General features: G+C 39.9%; 11 protein-coding genes. 3 read left to right on the top strand and 8 right to left on the bottom strand.

The annotated features are described in order from the left end of the window. Positions 1-98: 98 nt before the first annotated feature. A complete protein-coding gene (locus tag QNH48_RS10915; RefSeq protein ID WP_283954907.1) occupies positions 99-3,575 on the top strand; it encodes an endo-1,4-beta-xylanase in 3,477 nt (1,158 codons plus the stop codon). Positions 3,576-3,822: 247 nt separating this feature from the next. On the opposite strand, the gene QNH48_RS10910 is transcribed toward QNH48_RS10915, so the two are convergent. The 6 genes from QNH48_RS10910 to nirB all read right to left on the bottom strand — a co-directional run bounded on the left by QNH48_RS10910 (position 3,823) and on the right by nirB (position 16,332). Beyond that, positions 3,823-8,292 (bottom strand): coiled-coil domain-containing protein, encoded by a 4,470-nt coding sequence (locus tag QNH48_RS10910; RefSeq protein WP_283954906.1) that lies wholly within the window; start codon positions 8,290-8,292, stop codon positions 3,823-3,825. Then, a complete protein-coding gene (locus tag QNH48_RS10905; RefSeq protein ID WP_283954905.1) occupies positions 8,270-9,019 on the bottom strand; it encodes a DUF6063 family protein in 750 nt (249 codons plus the stop codon). The genes QNH48_RS10910 and QNH48_RS10905 overlap by 23 nt, the downstream gene beginning before the upstream one ends. Beyond that, positions 9,016-10,527: a hypothetical protein gene (locus QNH48_RS10900; RefSeq protein WP_283954904.1), complete on the bottom strand. Its 1,512-nt coding sequence runs from the start codon at positions 10,525-10,527 to the stop codon at positions 9,016-9,018. Before QNH48_RS10900 ends, QNH48_RS10905 begins: the two co-directional genes overlap by 4 nt. Continuing rightward, a complete protein-coding gene (locus QNH48_RS10895) occupies positions 10,518-11,591 on the bottom strand; it encodes a Wadjet anti-phage system protein JetD domain-containing protein (RefSeq protein WP_283954903.1) in 1,074 nt (357 codons plus the stop codon). The genes QNH48_RS10900 and QNH48_RS10895 overlap by 10 nt, the downstream gene beginning before the upstream one ends. Before the next feature lie 182 nt (positions 11,592-11,773). After that, positions 11,774-13,924, bottom strand: a complete 2,151-nt coding sequence (nasC, locus tag QNH48_RS10890; RefSeq protein ID WP_283954902.1) for an assimilatory nitrate reductase catalytic subunit NasC — start codon at positions 13,922-13,924, stop codon at positions 11,774-11,776. 41 nt (positions 13,925-13,965) lie between these two features. Continuing rightward, a complete protein-coding gene (gene nirB, locus QNH48_RS10885) occupies positions 13,966-16,332 on the bottom strand; it encodes a nitrite reductase large subunit NirB (protein WP_283954901.1) in 2,367 nt (788 codons plus the stop codon). Positions 16,333-16,759: 427 nt separating this feature from the next. On the opposite strand from nirB, the gene QNH48_RS10880 reads away from it, so the two are divergent. Beyond that, positions 16,760-17,959 carry a nitrate/nitrite transporter gene (locus QNH48_RS10880; protein ID WP_283954900.1) on the top strand — a complete coding sequence of 400 codons (1,200 nt, stop codon included), beginning with the start codon at positions 16,760-16,762 and terminating at the stop codon, positions 17,957-17,959. 134 nt (positions 17,960-18,093) lie between these two features. Here the strand turns inward: QNH48_RS10880 and QNH48_RS10875 are convergent, their stop codons facing one another. Further along, a complete protein-coding gene (locus QNH48_RS10875; protein WP_283954899.1) occupies positions 18,094-18,909 on the bottom strand; it encodes a C39 family peptidase in 816 nt (271 codons plus the stop codon). Positions 18,910-19,237: 328 nt separating this feature from the next. Between QNH48_RS10875 and QNH48_RS10870 the strand changes: the two genes are divergently transcribed. Then, positions 19,238-19,816 carry a M15 family metallopeptidase gene (locus QNH48_RS10870; RefSeq protein WP_283954898.1) on the top strand — a complete coding sequence of 193 codons (579 nt, stop codon included), beginning with the start codon at positions 19,238-19,240 and terminating at the stop codon, positions 19,814-19,816. 61 nt (positions 19,817-19,877) lie between these two features. On the opposite strand, the gene gltD is transcribed toward QNH48_RS10870, so the two are convergent. Beyond that, positions 19,878-21,341, bottom strand: coding sequence for a glutamate synthase small subunit (gltD, locus tag QNH48_RS10865; protein ID WP_283954897.1), 1,464 nt, complete (start codon positions 21,339-21,341; stop codon positions 19,878-19,880). Between the last annotated feature and the right edge of the window lie 8 nt (positions 21,342-21,349).

Here is a 21,349-nt window from a genome sequence, read left to right as displayed (position 1 = left end):
TTGTGTTCCAAGCTAGAATGATAGAAAGAGAGGAGGGAGCTTGCACTTTGTAAGCGTTTTATCTGTTTAATACTATCATTTATGGGGGAATGCAAAAAATGAGGGGAAAGTATAAAAGATTCATTTCATTACTTCTTGTACTACTACTAATAATCCCGACAAGCTGGATACCAAAAGTTGCAGAAGCGGCAACGAACAGTGATATTCCAGTACTTCTGTATCATCGAGTGGTCGATAATCCTTCCAATGAATGGACGGATACCAGTGTTGTAAAATTTGAACAGACCCTGAAATATCTTCATGACAATGGTTACAACACTTTGTCTACGGAACAATATGTGAGCATCATGGAAGGAAAGGAATCGGCTCCTGCAAATCCGATTCTATTAACCTTTGACGATGCTACTCCTGACTTTATTACCAATGCTCTTCCAGTATTGAAGCAATATAACATGAACGCTGTTCTGTTTGTTGTCAGTGATTGGATTGGCAAGGGTTACAGCATGTCTACAGAACAGCTGCAAAGTCTAACGAATGAACCAAATGTCAGCCTCCAGAATCATTCCAAAACACACGAACAAACCTTGGTTTGGAACAATAATATCACCAAGGAACAAGCCTCCGAGGAAATTTCAGCAGCGAATGAATACTTAAAATCTATTACAAATAAAGACTCAGTACTTATGGCTTACCCTTATGGTGCTTATAATGCGGACGCAGAAGCAGCAAATCAAGAGAATGGTATTAAATATGCCTTTAAAGTTGGTTACCCTAATGCCGGCAATTATGCAATGGGCCGCCATTATGTCATGATGGGTACGACATTGGAGAATATCGCATCATGGATTGGCGGACCGGCGCCAATACCAGGAAACCCGACAGGGACGGAAACGGTTTTTCACGAAACCTTTGAAAATGGTTTAGGTGTTGCCACAAATGCGGGCAGCGCAAGATTAGCAGCGGTTTCTGGTACTGTTTTTGATGGTAATGATGACGGAAAAGCAATCTCTGTAAGCGGTAGAACAAACAATTGGGACGGTGTAGATATCCCATTCAGCAACGTCAGTTTTGAAAATGGCAAAACCTATACGATCACTGTCACAGGTTATGTTGATGAAGGTGTGAGTGTTCCTTCAGGTGCACAAGCATTACTTCAGAATGTAGACAGCTACAATGGCTTATATGCAGCTACAGATTTTGCAGCAGGACAACCGTTTACTCTAACGGGTCAGTATACCGTTGATACGAGCAAAGATAGAGCACTTCGTATTCAATCTAACGATGCAGGGGCATCGGTTCCGTTCTACATCGGAGATATCCTAATCACAGAAAAAGTAACTTCTGGTGGCGGTGAAGAGCCAAAGGATCCAAGACCACCTGCGCAAGCCTTCACAACGATTACCTTTGAAGATCAAACAACAGGCGGATTTGAAGGCCGTGCTGGTACTGAAACGCTGACCGTAACCACTGAAGCAAACCATACCGAGGGCGGTTCCTATGCTTTGAAAGTTGAGAACAGATCAAATACTTGGCATGGTCCTACATTAAGGGTAGAGAAATATGTAGACAAGGGATCGGAATATAAAATTTCGGTCTGGGTCAAGCTGATTTCACCGGAAACTTCACAGCTTCAGCTTTCCACACAGGTTGGCAATGGCGGCAGTGCCAGTTACAATAACCTGCAAGGAAAGACAGTCAGTATCGAGGATGGCTGGGTTCAGTTCGAGGGAACTTACCGGTATAGCAGTGTAGGCGATGAGTTTCTGACCATTTATGTGGAAAGCTCAAATAATAGTACAGCTTCATTTTATATTGATGATATAACTTTCGAACCTACTGGTTCGGGACCAATTGAAGTTCAAGAATTAACACCTATCAAAAATGTTTATAAAGACGATTTCTTGATTGGAAACGCTGTTTCAGCTTCCGATCTTGAAGGCAATAGACTTAAGCTTCTCAACATGCACCACAATGTTGTTTCAGCAGAGAATGCAATGAAGCCTGATCAAGCGTATAATGCTGAAAAACAATTTGACTTTACTGATGAGAATGCATTTGTCGACAAAGTTTTGGCTCAGGGATTACAGATGCATGGACACGTACTCGTATGGCATCAGCAGACACCTGAATGGTTGTTTACTGCTGATGACGGTGCCCCTTTGAGCCGTGAGGCGGCACTAGCAAATTTAAGGACCCATGTTAAAACAGTCGTAGAAAATTACGGTAACAAGGTAATTTCATGGGACGTGGTAAACGAAGCTATAATTGATAACCCACCGAACCCAACGGATTGGAAAGCATCACTGCGACAATCCGGGTGGTACAAAGCCATTGGACCAGACTTCGTAGAGCAGGCCTTCCTTGCTGCGAAAGATGTACTGGACGAAGAAGGCTTTGATATTAAGCTTTATTACAATGATTACAACGATGATAATCAGAACAAATCTGAAGCTATTTATCAGATGGTTAAAGAAATCAATGAGAAGTATGCATCAGCCAATAATGGGGAACTCCTCATCGACGGCATTGGCATGCAGGCACACTATAATAAAAACACCAACCCGGAAAATGTAAGACTCTCCTTGGAGAAGTTTATTTCCTTGGGTGTAGAAGTAAGTGTGACTGAACTTGACATTACTGCAGGAACCAATAATGTACTTACCGAGCAGGAATCGATTGCGCAAGGTTATTTATACGCACAATTGTTTAAGATTTACAAAGAACACTCGGAGCACATCTCTCGTGTGACATTCTGGGGACTGAATGACGCGACAAGCTGGAGAGCTGCCCAAAGTCCATTATTGTTTGATAAAGACTTACAAGCAAAACCAGCATACTATGCTGTTATCGATCCAGACAAATTTATTTCAGAGCATGATGCTGAGGAGAACGTGGCTAATCAAGGAACGGCTTTGTTCGGCACACCTGTAATTGATGGAACTGTAGATGATGTTTGGGGCAGCGCAACGGAACTGCCGATTAATCGCTATCAGATGGCATGGCAGGGAGCAAATGGCGTATCCAAGGTCCTTTGGGATAATGAATACCTGTATGTTTTGATTCAGGTTAGCGATTCGCAGCTTGACAAATCAAGCCCAAATCCTTGGGAGCAGGATTCAATCGAGGTCTTCGTGGACGAGAACAATGCAAAGACATCTTTTTACGAAGATGGAGACGGACAATATAGAGTAAACTTTGACAATGAGACTTCCTTCAATCCTGTAAGCATTGCAGAGGGATTTGAATCTAAAACCCATGTATCGGGTAATGGCTACACAGTGGAAGTGAAGATTCCGTTAAAAACAATTACTCCAGAAAACAGCACGAAGATTGGTTTTGATGTACAGATTAATGATGGTCAAGACGGTGCCCGTCAAAGCGCTGCAACATGGAACGACACGACTGGTCTTGGATATCAGGATACATCCGAGTTCGGCGAACTGACGCTGGTAAAATCTGAGGATTCAGAACCGGAAAAGCCAGGAAAACCGGAAAAACCTGATAAACCTGGAAAGCCGGAGAAACCTACAAAACCAGAGAAACCTGCAAAATCAGAGAAACCTACAAAACCTTAACCAACAACACATCATTAATAAAACATGATCTCACTAATACTGCTAATATTCAGTAACAAAAGAGCTTATTGATTTTTAATAAAGAAACTCGCCAAATTACTATGGCGAGTTTTGCTTTTTATATTCCAATATCGATGTCAAAAGCATTGCCTTTTCGGCACGTATTTTTAGAAAGGCACTTCAAAACGGAACCCTTTATCCGTACAGAAATTGAGATTTTCACGTTAATTCTCGATTTACAAATCTGTTACCTTACCTGAGCGACTTCCTCTCCCTGGTAAATCCGAAATGCTGGAACAATCGTGTCGGAAACAATTTCTTTTCCTTTTTCACGAATGAAGTCTAATTTATAATAGGATTCAAATCTTTGACTGATTTCTGTTTTCACCAATTCAGGCGGTGTGACGACAATGAATTGAAATTTCAATTTCTCGGCAACGGCAAATATCGGGTCAAGAACATGTGATGAGGCAGCTTGTCCGAACGGATTATCACAGACTAAAGGAACCCAGCTTTGTTCCGTTTCGCTTTTAACGGATAATAACATCATCATCATCACCATTCGGGCTGATAACTTTTGTCCTCCGCTGCCATCCGATTTCGTTTTAGAACCTTGATTAATCGTCTGCCAAGTTGAATAATGCTCTCTTTGTGGTTTTCCGTACATAAAGGCATTATCTGTTCGCATGTTATAGACGAGCAGTTCAGGATAACGATTTCTTAGTGAAACAAATAAAATTTGTTCATCACTTATGAGTTGTTTTATTTCCTCTTCTAAGGCTCGATTATGATCATCAATCAAGTCAAATTGTTTGGTAATTTTATTAATCGCAGCTACGAAATGCTGCTTCAGAAGCGGTTCAATATCTTCAGGCTTTTTAGGTAAAATATCTTCCTTGAGCTGGACGAGCGGAAAGGATCCCCGTTCATTCTTCAGCTTCATTTTCGCAACCATCGAGCGGATTGCCTCTGAAATGCTCATCACTTTCATGCTGGCACGGCTAGCCCAGAAGTTTTGCGCCTTTTCTGCTCTTTCTTTGTCGCGTTCTAATTGTTCCAATCCGCTTTGTGAAAAACGCTTCATATTTTTCACAATGCTTTGGATATGCGTATAGTGTCTAGTATCCATATGGTCAAGTGTTGTTAATACTTCATTTTTAAAGCGAATCTCCCAATCCTTGCCTTCAATCGTCAGCTTTAAATTTCGTAATGATTGATCGATTTTCGCATGCTTCTCTTGGCCTTCTTCTTGTATCGCTTGATGTTCTTCACACCAGGATAAGATACATGCTTTTCCTTGACTCTTAATTTTTTCTACATCCTCATTCGTAAATACTCCCGCTTCTTCCTTTAAGATGACAGATAGTGTTAATAAATCTCCTCCATAACCAGTAATATTATTTTCTGTTTCTTTTTTGCGCTTCTCAGCCTTCTTTACTTCCTCTTTCGTCAACTTTGTTTGGTCTTTAATTTCTACTTCTTTTACCACTAAGTCAAGATCTGCCCATTCTTCAGGCTGTTTTTCATGCTTCTCGACTTTCTTTCCTGACTTTTCACGTTGTTCCGTTGCATGCTTTAAGGACGTTTCCGCGACGGTTACAGCCGTTCCTTGATCCCGTTCATCTTTTTCCGCTGCCTTTGCTTCCTTCTGTGCAGTTTGCAGCATGTTTTCTAAGATACTGATGGGTTCAGATGGTTCTGGAGCATCCTTCCAATCTTCGTTATGCGTAGTGAGTTTCTTCTCTAATTTCTTTTGCTGCTTCTGTTCGGTTTCTTTTCTTGCTTGTAGAACGAGTAATTCTCTAGCCTGTTCTTCTTTTGATTTTTGCAGCTGCTTTAGCTCTTCGATACTTCCGTTTATCTCTTGTAGTAAATGCATCGATAAATGAGGAACCTCTTCGCTTTGGTCCGCTTTTTGATCAGGAGGAAAAACGGCTTCTTCAATAAAGAAGGATATCTCCTTGATATTTTGTTCAGTTGTAAGCTTCCATTCTACATACGTTTGATTCCACTGGTTTTGCAGATCAACGATAGTTTGATGTTCTTTTCCTATTTCTTGCTGCTGAATAGTCAAGGCTTCCTTTTGTTTTTCTTTCTCATGTTTGACTCGTTTATTTTCTTGGTGAAGAGTTTTTTCTTGATCAAAAGCCTCTAGTGTTTCTACATCTTTTGTCAGCTTTTCTATCTTTCCTTTTTTCTTTTCCAACTGTTCTTTTATCCCAAGCTGTAATTCTTTTTCTTTATCAACTTGTGTTTTGATTTCCTGTAATTTCGTTTTCTTCGTAAGAAGAGCGTTCTGTTCCTGGTTCCAAGCTTTTTCGATATCACTAGAAAGCTCACCCGATAAAAACCGATCGATTTCTTTTAATATTCGACGTAACGAAGTTTCTGTTTTTTCAATTTCAAGGAGAGCATCTTTCTTTTCTTCTATTTGTTTAGCAATCTTTATTTTCCAGTCCGTGAATTGGTTTTTATTCGATAGTAGCTCTTTCTCCGTTCCGTTAATGATCACAAAAGATGGTTGGGGATGTTCGCTATTCATTTCCTCGCGCAAGAAAATCGGAACAGGACTTTTAAACATCCTGCCTGAAAGAACCTGATGATTTATTTTTTGCCATTGCTGCCCACTTACGACCAAACCGTATGGAAGAAGCGGATTTGACATCAGACAGCTCGCCATTTCCTCTGTCCCTAAGGATTGAAGAAATTGAGTTCCGTAAAACACATCAATCCCAGTCTTTTCATCAATCCATTCCTTTAATTCTTTCACGTCCTTATTAGCGACCCAAAAAGGCTCATCATTTAAGGAATGGTCGAGTTGTGTTTCCCAGAGCTCTTTTTTCATTTGTTCAGCTTGTTGACGGTTTAGGTTCAATGTTTCTTCTATTTGTAAGCTATACTTTGATAAAAGAGAAGGAGTAAACGGTGTAGTGACGTCATCCAATATACCAAGAAGCCTATCTAATAGTTTTACTTCTTTTTGCTTTTGCACTTCATTTGCTGTGTTTAATTGTTCACATTTTTCTTCTGAAAACTGAATCGATTGGACGAGCGTACCATGTGAAGCAGCAAGCTGATTTTGCACTTCACTAGATTGTTTATCTTTTGCTTGCAACTCTACTACTCTAGCTTTTTTATCTTCTATTTGTTTAAGAAGACTCTCGTTCAATCCCTTAAAGTCATAGCTTAAGCGATCGCCAAATGTTTGGATGAGTGCCGTTTCCTTAGACTCAAAGTTATGCATTTGCGTATAAAGGAAATCAATTTCAGTACTAAGCTGGGCAATGTCTTTTGTCTTTTGTTTATCTTGCTGCGCGAACTCTGTTGCTTTTTTCTTTAGATACTTTTGATAGCCCAAGTACTGTTTAACACCATCTTGGATTGATTGATAAGATTGCTCCCACTTTTTTCTAACTTCTACTTTGATTTCATCCATTCTATGATTCACTTGCTCTAGGCCGCTATTTTGTTCCAATGTCGCAATCTGCTGTGACAGAGAGGTGATACTTTGTTCGTTTTCATTCCATTCTTTTAATAAAGCTTGAAAGACCAATTGTTCTTTTCGTTCCTGCTTCACTTTAACAATCTCTTGTAAAGAAGTATGTTTAGCTTTTTCTTCGACTAATTTCTTTTCCCAATCCATAACCTCTCGGTGAGCTTTTGCAAACTCTAAATTATCTTTTTGATAGCGAAGTTCTGCTTGCCTTATGATTAATTTTTCTATGTCTTTCTCGAATGCTAGCAAACTTTCCTCTTCCGATTGCTTCAAATGCTGCAGCGCACCAAGGAGTTGTCTTCCTGTCTGTGTACTTGCATGAACGATTTCTTTATGTTCTACTCCATTAGCTAAGTGCTCTTCAAATGGAACAATATCTTCTAAAAACTCTTTATGGGCTTGCTCTCTTTTTAGAAGCACAGGCAGGTCCTTAGCGATACTTGCCTGACTCTTGAAAATCTCCACCAGATCGTTCTTTTGATGTTCGGTTCGATGTAAGACTTGACTCACTGTAGGAATAATTCGTTTTTGGAACAGGGAATGGTCATCCTCAGCTCCCTCGAAATATTTCCCAACGCCGCCTTCATCCTTGTTAATATCCTTCATAATATCCCAGTCTTTACGGTTAATTCCGTATGTATCAAGGATACGATAGTGCTTCTTCGTATCGCGGTAAACGTCATATCCATTCCATTTTAAATAGTCTTTCAGGGTGTCAGGTTCAGCAACCTCATCATTTTCATAGAGTGGAATATGCTCAAGTGCAGCCTCTTCTTTACGCTCAAATTCTCGAGTATAAAAGGTAATATTGGGGAGAATCTTTGCTTCCTGTTCCAAGGTTTTATTTTCATTTCCACTTTCTTCACTCATTGAAATCCGCTGTTCAGCTGAGAACATTCCACCCGTTATTAGGTGGTGGCGGTCTGCACCATCCAATTCCCATTGAATGAGAACATGAAAGGTATAGGGAATAAATTGCTCTTTATTATTAAAAAAGAACTGCTGATAATATCGATTATTCTGCTTTCCCCATGAGGTTCCAGGTTTAAGGATTTGGAAAATCGTTTGAAGGAACACACCTTTCCCACCTCCATTCATCATCGCAATGAGCCCATTGGTTGATGTCTCATCATTATGGAAATTAAACGTGGTATCCTTGTATTGCTTTTGCATGCCATCATACTTCAGGTTGACAATTCTAATTCGATGGATTTTCGGCATGCTCATCCTCCTCCGCAGTCATTAACTTTTTAATTAGTTCATAACGATCATAATCGTGATACAAATATTCAATTCGCTCAAAAAGCTCACTCTTAGGAATCACCTTTGCTATATCGTCCCGATCAAGAATGACGATCAGCCCCTCTGTCTCTAATAAGCGCATAGCCCCAGCAATTAAACCGATACGGGTTCGGCGATTTCCTTTTTTAGTACCAAAATCGTCACTATCGACCTCCATGTATTTCCATGTGGTCACAACCTCCTTCATATCAATTCGTTCTTCTTCCCCGAAGGTCGGTTGAGTTTTGAGAATGCTCTCCCATTTACTGATTAAATCATTGACTTGCCGCTCTAGTGCGTAGTAGCTAATCCCCTCTCGCTTCGTGCGGATTTTCGCAGCCTGATTGCGATCGATGGCTGCTAAAAAAGACATAATGACAATGCTAATAAGATGAAAGTGTTTCTTTGTTTCCACTTGCTTATGCTTATCTTTCAAATGGGTAAAATTCGTTGCAAAGACGGAGCCGGTTGGCTGAACAACTAAATGTATACGTTTAGGTGCCTCAATGATATATGTACCGGATTCGTCTGCTAATAAAAGAACCGTCTGCCTCACTTCCGGATCAAAATATGTCTGGAAGTGTTCACTATTTTCGTCGATTACTTTATCTTTTAATAGAGTAAAATAGACAGCGGATGCCTTTTTAATACTTTCTGCATTCATCATTTTCCCTCCTGTACACAAATCTTAAATGGGGTGATTTTCATTTGATACCATAGGAAAGGCTCCGCTCGATGGTCAAACTTGGTAAAAATCTTTGAGCCTTCAAACACTTGAAATTGCGGATATTCTTTCATTAGTTTAGAAAGAAGAATTTCCCTCTCATCGCTTAAGGTTTCTTCCTTCCGATGCAGCACTTGTACCTTCAGCGGCTTTTTATCGAACATCATCCACAAATCAATCGTTTCAGATTCTTCAAACCATAAATCCTGCACTTCTAACGGCAGCTCTTTTAAATCCTTTAATGAAAATTCTCCGTTTGTTTGTAAAAATTGAAATACATAACTCCATGCCTTAATAACAGAATCCCAGTTGGTCACTCGCAGTCGGGTAATACTTTCTTCTGCTTCCTCTTCGATTATCGTCTCGATAATCTGTTTTTCGTCGAATTCTTGTTCACCCCAGATCCAATCGAGTGGCAAAATAAATTCATTCTTCGGTGAAAATAACGGAGAAAGAACTCTTTCTATTTCCGCAAATCTTTGAAATCCTTCCTTCATAAACAAATTTTCATAAAAATGTTCGCGAAAAGAAACCAGGCTGGTTTCCCAAAATAATGAAGGGTTTTCCGCTTTTAATTTCATCTCATAGGAAATGTTTTGAATGACTAGCTTCGCAAAACGATCATGCAATTGCCTTGTATGACCAATTTTTTCTTGGAGCAGAATTAATTCTTTCTGAATAGAATCATCTTCTTCATTCCTGCGTTTCGTTTTATCAATCATACTAGTAATCGTACGGAAGTGATTTTTTTCTTCTTCAAATTGCTTTTCAATTTCAACACGATTGTCTGCCCTTTGCCATTCTTCTTCAATCAATAAGATTTTGGGATTGTTGATCATTTCCTTTTGAAAAGAGAATTCATTTGCCATTAAGCGATTCACGCGTGAAATGAGGTGATCGAGGTTTCGAGTAGCTTTTCGAAAATTACCGTTCTTAATCAGCTGCATACTATAAAGTTGTTCAATCGTGATGGAGAATTCCTCAGCCATTTCCCTGCTCATAAAAATCATTTCCTGAGAGACATCAGTGAGTTTATAAACAATCGATCCGCCCATCTCTAAATTCGTATATAATTCATCCATCGTGACATAGCGAAAGACCTGAGTCTCCCAAGATTGTCTGATTTCATCGTAATATAAGGCCTCAAATGGTTTGCTGTACTCTTCTTTTCCTTGATACAACAGCCCGCTTGTAATCCGTTCAATTTGCTTATCATCAGCTAGAAGCTTCATTTGTTTAATAGAGTCTTCAACCATGTATCGTATATCTGACTTTCGCCTGAGATCATCATCATTTAATTCTCGATAAAAGATGGTTAGGAGCACCTGCATCAAAATGGTTTGGATATGAGGTTTCAGCTCACCTACCTCCATTCCTCTCCCGAGCTCAAACAGTGGATTTAATCGTTGCATCCTCTGGGCGAAGCCTTCCCATGATTCATTCACTGCCATCGCCTCCATGTTTCAATTGTTAAGACTTCTTGCGGGATTCGTTTATTTTCCTGCCATAATTGTTGTAATAGTGATTGCTCTTCTTCCGTAAACCATTGAAAGAATACATCACGGTATTTAATGTTTTGTGTTTGACCTTGTTTTTGGTCATTTCTTTGAGCTATGCACTCTAGCATTTTACGATAGATTTTTAATGCAGGCTGAATACAGCAATCCGGGTATTTTTCTATTAGTCTACTAATGATCCCATATCCCGCTGCATCAAGATCTCCTGCGTAATAGAAAAGATAGGTGTTCGGTGGAAACATTCGGAAGAAAAAGGAAAAGCTTCGTTCAATTTTCGTTCCTTCACCATAGATTATCAGTTCAGGTTCATAGTCAAGTTGATTTTCTTCCAGTAACTTAATGGAAGTATGAAAGAATGATAGGTTCTCAACAATCAATACCCGCTGAATATCTTTTATCTCTTTCCCTTGTTTCATCCAAAATACAAACGGCTCCCCGTAGTTCACCATTTTCAGCTGCTCTTCTGAAACTCCAATTCTAGCTAAAAATCCCTTACTGTCAGGAAAGCTATCACCATCGAGTAAGAATTTTTCATGACCAAAGAGCTCTAGACTTCTTTCCTCGACTGACACGACTTCACGTTCCTGGCTAGTTTGCAGAAATGTATATAGATTCTGAATGCGATCCCATTCGTCTATTGTCTGCCATTCGGGATGCCGTTCATAATAGGAAAAATCAAACTGATCACCTAATTTCATCATCTCGAGACGATCCCATTTGTTTTCCTGAACTTTATTATTAACCCAGTAATACAAGGCAAGTGCTGGGGTTCTACTATTATATTGATTATTTTTAATAGGGGTTAGTTGTTCCTCAGCTTCCAAGGCTTGAATGGCATGATAAAACAACGAATAACCGTCCATCTCAAAATAATCCTCCATAAGCTTACGCAACTGAAGTTCCAAATCGTTAATATTTATCTTCTTTTTTTGTTTAGGGTGTTGGATATCCTCAATAAAACCTCTCACCCGTGTTTCAATGATGTCGATCGTACTCACCTACTTAAATCTTTCTAATTTCATAGAGATCTATTCCTATTGTCCAATTTGGACATCCTTTTATTATAAACTAGATGTGTGATTGTTGGTAAATGAAATTTTCTTAGTATAACAAAACCAAGGGAAAACCAAAGGGACGGTTCTTCTGGCCTTATTGGGCCAGGAGAACCGTCCCCTTGGTTTTAATGAGCGAATGAATCCATAATTGCCTTTACTTTTACAGCACTTAATTTAAATCCTGGCATTTTGCATATAGGATCCAGGTCTTTTGAAACTAATAGATTCACATTTTGTGAGTCGGCCCAATGAAAAGGAACAAATACTGTATCTTGACGAATGGTTTCACACCATTTACTCCTGACAACAATACTACCTCGTTTGGATTCTATCCTCACTAGGGAACAATCTTCAATACCGTATTTTTTAGCAGTTATCGGGTGAATTTCTACAAAGGATTCTACATTTCTAGCAGCCAATGCAGGACTTTTTCTCGTTTGTACGCCTGTTAGATAGTGCGCCATCACTCTTCCTGTTGTTAAATAGAGGGGATACTCCTCACTCAACTGTTCCTTAGCTGGGTCTGGACGGTTTGGAACTGCCACCATCTCTGCTCTGCCATCAGTGTGGGAAAACGAAGTTTCAAACAAACGAGTTGCCCCTTTATGCTCAAGGTTAGGGCATGGCCAAAGGATACCTTCTTCCTTCCGCAGACGATTATAGGTGATGCCATAATAATCCGCTTTTCCTCCACGGCTCGCCACCCGTAATTCATTAAAGATTTCTTCTGCAGACGAAAAGTTAAAGTATTCTCCTTTTCCAAGCACGCGAGCTACCTCGCATATAATTTGCCAATCATGTTTCACTTCTCCCGGACAAGGATAGCTTGCTTCCCTTAAAGTCACCCTTCCTTCCACATTCGTCATCGTTCCTTCATCCTCTAAATATGAGGAAGCTGGTAAAATGACATCTGCTAATTTCGCAGTCTCTGACACAAACAGATCTACCGCTACTAAAAATTTCAATTTTTGTAATGCTTTTTTTACAAATTGTGCGTTCGGATTGGAAACAACCGGGTTCGAGCACATTAAAAACATGCCAGTAATCTCACCATCATTGATTTTTTCCATCATTTCAAATGCAGAAACACCTTTTCTAGGTATTTCGTCCTTTTCCACGCCCCAAACGCTCGCAATGTAAGCGCGGTGTTCTTCATTTTCAATCGACCGATATCCTGGCAGTTGGTCTGTTTTTTGTCCGTGTTCTCTTGCACCCTGACCATTTCCCTGTCCTGTAATTGCTCCAAAACCACAATTCTGCTTGCCAATTTTACCCGTTGAAACAAGAATATTCAGGAAATTACGAACAGCTATAGATCCGTCCGTATGCTGTTCCACCCCTCTTGCAGTAAATATCATTCCAGTTTCTTCTTTTCCAAACCTACGAGCTGCTTTTTGAATTTGCTCTATAGGAACACCTGTTATTTCCTCAATTTCTAGCAAATTCGTAGATGAGAGATGTTGTTGGACATCCTCAAAACCTTTGACCCGTTCATGAATAAAGGTATGATCGATATAGTTTTCATCTATAATCACCTTTAATAATCCGTTCGCTAAGGCTGCATCTGTTCCAGGTTTGATTTTTAAATGCAAGTCTGCCATTTTCGTGGTCGCTGTTTCGCGTGGATCAATCGCAATAATATAAGCACCATTTTCCTTTGCTTTCTCAAAATATGGCATGATTGTAGGCTGACATTCGGCGATATTCGTCCCCGCAAGAATAATACATCGAGTAAATGGAATTTCCTGCAGGCTATTGGTAAATCCTCTATCCATTCCAAACGTTTGAGAGGCTGCAGAAGCCGCTGCTGACATGCATAATCTGCCATTATAATCAATATATCTCGTTTTCAAGGCAACCCGAGCAAATTTCCCAAGTAAATAAGCTTCTTCATTTGTAATGGACGCACTCCCATAAACAGCTAAGGCATTTAGCCCATCTTCCTCTTGAATTCTAGTAAAGTTATTCTTAATATGTTCCAATGCCTCTTCCCAGCTAACGCGGACAAATTCTCCACTTTTTTTAAGCAATGGATATTTCAACCGTTCGTGATGAAAGCTATGTTGATGGGCATTCATCCCCTTCATACACAATCGGCCCTCGGAAGTAGGGTTGTTTTTTCCAATCGTTACATATTTTTTTCTGGTGACAATGGATTGTTCTAGCAACTGCATCTTACATTGCATACTGCAAAATGGACATTGTGTATCATATCTTTTTTCTGACTTCACTTCCTGCTGCTTTGAGCGGAAATACTTCAATAACAATTCCGTCAAACGTCACTCCCCCTTTTTTGCGTATTTTAATTATGAATTTGTTATAAGAGGCTTTTCTCTACTAAATTCTTGCGTAAAGCAATCTCCTCTGCCAAATGCTCGAGCAGGTGCTGGCGAAGTTCATCATCAAATAAAACTTCCCTTACATGAACCAAGCCGACTCTTTCTACCCATCCCCATGTTCGCTCCAAGTAATTAGCTGTCTCACGATAATATTGAACAAAACCTATGATTAACTCCATCGCTTCCTCAGAGGTGGCAGCAACACACAATAACTCACCTGAGCGACCATGCCGCTCGCTGCTTCCGCCGATATAAATTTCCCAGCCCCGGTCAACCCCAATGGCGCCAACATCTTTTGTGGTCGAACCTGCACCATTATGCAAGCAAGAGGATATGCCCATTTTGATCCGGTAAGGGGTAGTGAGGAATTCTAATTGCTTTTCGAGGCTTACTGCAAGCTCAATAGATGGTTTTTTATCGCATGAACAAATATGTTCACCAATACATGTTGTAATATTTTGGACACCATTCGCTTGCGGCGAACTTAAGGGCATGTTCAATTCTGCCCATACATCGGACAAATCTTCTTTTTTAACACCAAGTAAATGAATTCTTTGATCACTCGTGATTGCCACATCATTTATATGATATTTTTCAGCTGCTTGAGCAATTTTTCTTAATTGCTCTGGATTGGTGATACCGCCATACATTTGTGGGATAAGAGTATAGTTCCCATCGGATTGAATCACTGCATTCATTTTTTCGTTGATAAAAAGAGCTTGTTGTTTACTCTCATACTCTGGATTGATCATTCCTAAATAATAGTTAATGGCTGGACGGCAAATCGAACAGCCTTCGCTATTTTTCCAATCTAAGACTTCCATGACTTCCTGTATAGTTGTTAAACCTTGCCTCTGCATCTCCTGAACCACTTCATCATCATTTAATGTTGTACAAGAACACAGACACGACTTTTCTTCTATGACTTTTTCAACTTCATGATTTTGTATATAGGACAACAGGTCGGCCACGAGTGGTTTACATCCTCCGCAGGAGCTTGAAGCTTTCGTACATTTTTTGATTTCTTCAACAGTATTTAACCCTTCTCGTTGGATAGCCTCCTGAATAGTCCCTTTCGTCACACTATTGCAATTACAAATAATCTTACTAGCTGGAATGGAAGCAATAGGAAATCCATCGTCCTTCGCCTGTGGAAATAGTGAAACCTTTTCTAAATCGGACACATCCTGATATTTAAGAATCATATCGAGCAGTTTCGTTCGTTCTTTTGTATCACCAAACAACACTGCCCCGATAATCCTATGATCCTGAAAAACTACTTTTTTATAAATTCCTTGAACTTCATCATAAATCTTTATTGATTGGTTTGAAGACTCATTATCATGAATGACTCCTACTGAAAACAGGTCTATACCGGAAATTTTCAGCTGCGTGGAGAGAACACTTCCTTCATACCCTTGACCTTCTATACCACAAATCCGTTTTGCTAAGGTTTTACCTTGTTCATAAAGAGGCTGTACCAAGCCATATACCATTCCTCGATGCTCAACACATTCTCCCACAGCGTAAATGTTCGGTATACTCGTCTCCATATAATCATTGACTAGAATTGCACGGTTTGTTTCAATTCCAGTCTTTTTTGCGAGTTGAACATTCGGTCTGACACCTGCAGCCATCACAACCAAATTTGCCTCAACTTCTGTTCCATCTTTAAAAGTGACACCTTTCGCACCAATATCTCCAACGATTTCCTTCGTCTCTTTTTGGAATAGGAATTTCATTCCTTGACTTTCCAGTTCTTCTTGAAGCATTCTTGCAGCAGTTTCATCTAACTGCCTTTCCATTAAATAACTGCCAATATGAACGACAGACACGTTCATCCCAAGATTAAGCAGACCCTTTGCTGCTTCTAACCCCAATACCCCTCCACCAATCACCACTGCTTTTTTATTTTTTTTAGAAATCTCTATCATTTTCTGACAATCTTCAATGGTTCTGAAGGTAACCACTCCCAGTTTATCGGCACCTGGAATCGGAAGTGAAAATGGAACAGAGCCAGTAGCGATAATCAGATAATCATAAGGAACGATTTGGTGTTGATCCGTCTTGATAACCTGTAAATGTTTATCAATTTCGATTACCGTTTCTCCCGTATACAAATTTATATGATGACGCCCATACCATTCACGATCATGCACCGTGATATCTCCAAAAGAAGTGCCGCCCTGTAAAATGGAGGATAAAAGAATACGGTTATAATTTACGTGGGGTTCACTTCCAAAAATAGTAATCTCAAAACCTAAAGGATCGAGTTTTAAAATTTCCTCTATACAACGGACACCTGCCATTCCGTTACCAACTAATACCAGCCTTTTTTTACCCATTTTAAACCTCCAGCTGTTATTTCATCTGACATAAACTTAATGCCATCAATTATCACATAAAGTCAAAATAAAAAAATGAAACACGTTATATTTCCTTACATACTAGTTTTCTCTAAGCTAAAAGAAGAAGGAATCCTTATGAAGATTTAATTTTATTGAATAAGCAATAAACCTTGTTATTATACAGATTTTTCATGGGAGAAAAAAATACATGTGTTAGGTTTCTTCACAGCAATTGAGACAAAACGCCAGTATCAGACTATTCTTAAAACTATAAAAATTAGGAGGTATAAAAAAATGAAAATTAATATTGGATTGATTTCATTCGTCATTCTACTAGCTAAAGTCTTATTTTCAAAAGGAACGAAAAATATTGGGTGGTAACTCCTGATAATAAAACAAAGATTAATAGAGAGGAGTAGATAGGATGAAACTAGCAGATTTAAAAAAGGCGGGTCATGCACCATCATTGGTCGCCTCATTTCTTTACTTTGATATCAGTTTCATGATTTGGGTTATGTTGGGGGCATTAGGGGTTTATATCACAAATGATTTCAATCTCTCTCCTTCAGAGAGAGGTTTAATAGTTGCTGTTCCCATCTTAAGCGGTTCTTTTTTTCGATTGATTCTTGGTTTCTTAACAGATCGAATTGGTCCTAAAAAAACAGCCATCAGTGGGATGACTGTGACAATCATTCCACTCATATGGGGATGGTTATACGGTCAAACCGTTACAGAGCTTTTCATGATTGGAATACTTCTCGGAGTAGCAGGTGCAAGCTTTGCGGCGGCCATTCCAATGGCGAGCCGGTGGTACCCGCCGCATTTACAGGGATTAGCTATGGGTATTGCAGGTGCGGGGAACAGCGGTACGCTATTGGCTACTTTATTTGGACCACGGTTGGCCGAAAGTATCGGCTGGCATAATGTAATCGGGCTTGCTCTTATTCCCCTTCTCATCGTTATGGTTTTATACGTTGTAATGGCCAAAGATGCCCCGTCCCAGCCGAAAGCAAAACCGATGAAAGAATACTTTCAGGTTTTTAAACAAAAAGATACCTTATATTTTTGCCTGCTTTATAGCGTTACCTTCGGCGGTTTTGTCGGACTATCAAGCTTTTTAAGTATCTTTTTTGTAGATCAATATGCGTTAACAAAGGTACGTGCTGGTGATTTCGTTACTTTGTGTGTCGCAGCGGGAAGTTTTTTCCGACCAGTCGGCGGATACATCGCAGATAAAATCGGTGGGGTTCGATTATTAACTTTCTTATTTATTGGAGTTGGAATCACTATGTTCAGCATAAGCCAGCTTCCTGCCCTGCCATTTGCTATTGCAGGATTGTTTATTGGGATGCTTTGTCTTGGAATGGGGAATGGTGCGGTATTCCAATTGGTTCCTCAGCGATTCCAAGAGGAAATTGGTGTAATAACAGGTATTGTCGGAGCTGCCGGTGGCGTGGGAGGATTCTTTGTTCCTAACATACTTGGATCACTTAAACAAATGACAGGAACGTATGCTACTGGATTTTACATTTTGGCCGGGGTTGGATTATGTGCTCTTTTCGTCTTAGTCATCGCGCAATTATCTTGGAGGAAGAAGCTGGAATCAAATCGTGCATCCATTTAATTAGGAAGTTCATTTTTATCAATCTAAAAGGCATGAGTTGGAATCAAACCAACTCATGCCTTTTTTGTTATTACCTAAGTATTACAAACCGAGCAACGAACGCGCGATGCCACCCCGCTGCTTTCTTATCAATATTACTGATAACTAATAGCTTGTTTTCCCATTTGAATCCATGAATCTTCAAAACTATCTCTTGAAACGGCTGTATATGGTTGGTCTGCTAATGGATCATTTATATACACATTATTTTCGTCATAGCCTACTACTAATACACTGTGCTCCCTATAGGTAATTTGAATTTCCCCGGAGGATGTTTGCCATGTGGTAAATTCACTTTCCGGCAGCTGAGAAAATCTTGAATTTGTAATGACCCAAACAGGAGAACCATTGTCTATCATATTATAAACAGATTCAATACTACCACCTGTTAAATCTATTATTCTACCTGGTAAATAAGTTTCTGCTAAAGCTGCGATTGGGGCATGGTAAACGCCATATCCTGGATTATCAAATGAATAAATATCCCCTACAAATCCATCGTTTGGATTACCTCTTAATCCATTTGAATCACGGAAAGGAATGGTGGTTATTTCGCTTGCAAGCGTCATTTTGTCTACAGAAACACTTGCATATTGAAGGAGCATCGCTAGACTAGTAACTTCACAACCTCGTGGTAATTCAGGCATTTGCTGGATATGGGGAACATCAACTATTTTCCCATCCTGGACCTGACTCACAATTTGAGCCTGATCAGTACTCGGAACTGTATTATCAGTGGATAATACATTCGAATTCGTATCAGATATTGTAGTCTGTTCTTCTAGATTTGTTTCTTCTATTTCATCACTAATTTCAGTAGTAGGCTCAGAATCTGATTTTTGTGCTTCCGCATAATTAACTCCTATAAGTATTCCCATGGCAAGTATTAGGATTAGTACTTTTAATTTCAACGGTTTAATCCTCCCTAACTCTATTTTTTCAAGCGTTTATGTGCATGAATGATTGAATAGCCTTATTATGAAGGAACATCCTTAAAGTTTTCTTAAACATAAAATACAAGATGTAATTTTAAAAACTCTACTCAAGGGGTCTATGGTAAAATTAATAGATAACCTTTACTAAAAGACCATGGTTGTTTAATATGGAACAGATACTATTTAAGAATTGTTTAAGGTTTATATTGAACAATGATAGGGATTGATAGATAAATAGAAGGAGGACGAAAGCTCGGCTTAGAAAGAGTTTAGTAGTCTTCTAAACACGGAAGGAAGATGCACCATGAAAAGGATTAAATGGTTACTTTTTCTAATTGTTCTAGGGATTAGTACTATTTTGATATTTAAAGACAACGAAACCACACCGTCTAAAGCAACAGGCATTGAACAAGAGAAAGTTGTACCTTTACCAACCGAACTCCATCCCATAGTAAAGGAACGAAGCGACCAATTAGTCCAACAAGCAGCAAAAAAAGGAATTGTCGTTTTGGTTACTGACGGTTTCCGCAGTACAGAGGAGCAGAATACCATTTATGAACAAGGAAGAACAGCAGAGGGAAATATTGTTACGAATGCAAAAGGTGGAGAATCCTATCATAATTATGGGCTTGCGATTGATTTTGCACTTGAAACTCCTTCAGGAGATGTCATTTGGGATCGTCAATATGATCGAAATGAAAATGGAAAGTCCGATTGGTCCGAGGTAGTGCAAATCGCAAAGTCATTGGGGTTTGAGTGGGGCGGAGATTGGAAAAATTTTAAAGATTATCCACATCTCCAAATGGATTTTGGACTGACAATTGCCGATTTACAAGATGGGCAAAGACCCGATGAATTATCTAACGTGGCGGATACCCAGTGAAGACAAAGGGGACGGTTCTCTTGGCCATTTTTGGCCAGGAGAACCGTCCCCTTTGATTTGATTACATCAAATATTTGTGAACTTCCGCTGCCACTTCCCGGCCTTCGTTGATCGCCCAAACGATGAGGCTTTGGCCTCTTCTAGCATCGCCTGCAGCGAATACTCCTTCTACGTTGGTTGTAAACTCCCCGTATTTAGCAGAAACCCTTTGGTTGACTGCCTTTACACCGAATTGGCTTAATAGAGGCTGTTCCGTACCTTCAAAGCCGATTGCAATAAATACGAATTGAGCTGGCCATACTTTTTCCGTGCCTGGGATTTCTTTAAAATAATAACGACCTTCTTCATCCTTTAGCTTCTCCATTTGGATGGTGTGAAGTTCTTTAAGATTCCCATTCTCATCGGCAACGATTTTCTTTGTTTGAATCGAGTATTGACGTGGATCATCGCCAAATTTGGCTTCTGCTTCCTTATATGCATAATCCATAGTAAAGACGTTAGGATAAGCTGGCCATAAATTAGCTGATGTACGTTGACCAGGTAATTGCGGGTGCTTGCCAAACTGCACAACACTCTTGGCTTTTTGACGAAGCGCTGTTGCCACACAGTCGGCACCTGTGTCTCCACCGCCGATAACGATGACGTCTTTATCCTCTACATCGATAAATTGACCATCCTCAAAGTTCGAGTCTAATAGACTTTTTGTCGCTAGAGTTAAATAATCCATCGCAAAGTGAATTCCCTTAGCTTCACGACCTTCAATCACTAAGTCCCGCTGCCTTTGAGCACCTGTACAAAGGATGACCGCATCGAACTGTGCTTGTAGTTCTGCAGCTGTGATATCTTTACCCACTTCTGTATTCGTAACAAAGTCAATACCTTCCTGTGTCAATAAACGAACCCGGCGTTCTACTACTTCTTTTTCAAGCTTCATGTTCGGAATTCCATACATCAGCAATCCACCTGGACGGTTGGCACGCTCATAAACCGTTACGGAGTGGCCTGCTTGATTAAGCTGATCAGCTGCTGCCAAACCAGCAGGACCTGAACCGATAATCGCCACTTTCTTACCAGTCCGTGACCTTGGAATCCTTGGTGTAATCCATCCGTTTTCAAAGCCTTTATCAATGATGGCTTGTTCAATATTCTTGATTGTAACCGCTGGGTCGGAAATCGCCAATGTACATGAACCTTCACATGGAGCCGGACAAACCCTTCCTGTAAACTCAGGAAAATTATTTGTCTTCAACAGCCGATCAAGCGCTTCTTTCCAACGACCGCGATAGACTAGATCATTCCACTCTGGGATCAGGTTGTGAATCGGACAGCCAGATGTTGCTCCTTGAATCTCCATTCCGGTATGGCAGAAGGGGATGGAGCAATCCATGCACCGCGCCCCCTGTGTACGTAACTTTTCATCAGAAAAAGGAACTGTATACTCTTTCCAATCGTTTTGGCGTGTTAGCGGATTTCTTTCTCCCACTTTTTCGCGGGAATATTCCATAAACCCAGTTGGTTTCCCCATTGTTCCTC

The sequence above is a fragment of the Neobacillus sp. YX16 genome (assembly GCF_030123505.1).
Lineage (GTDB): Bacteria > Bacillota > Bacilli > Bacillales > Cytobacillaceae > Neobacillus.
The sequence above is the reverse complement of the archived record's forward strand: the minus strand, read 5'-3'. Positions and strand labels throughout refer to the sequence as shown.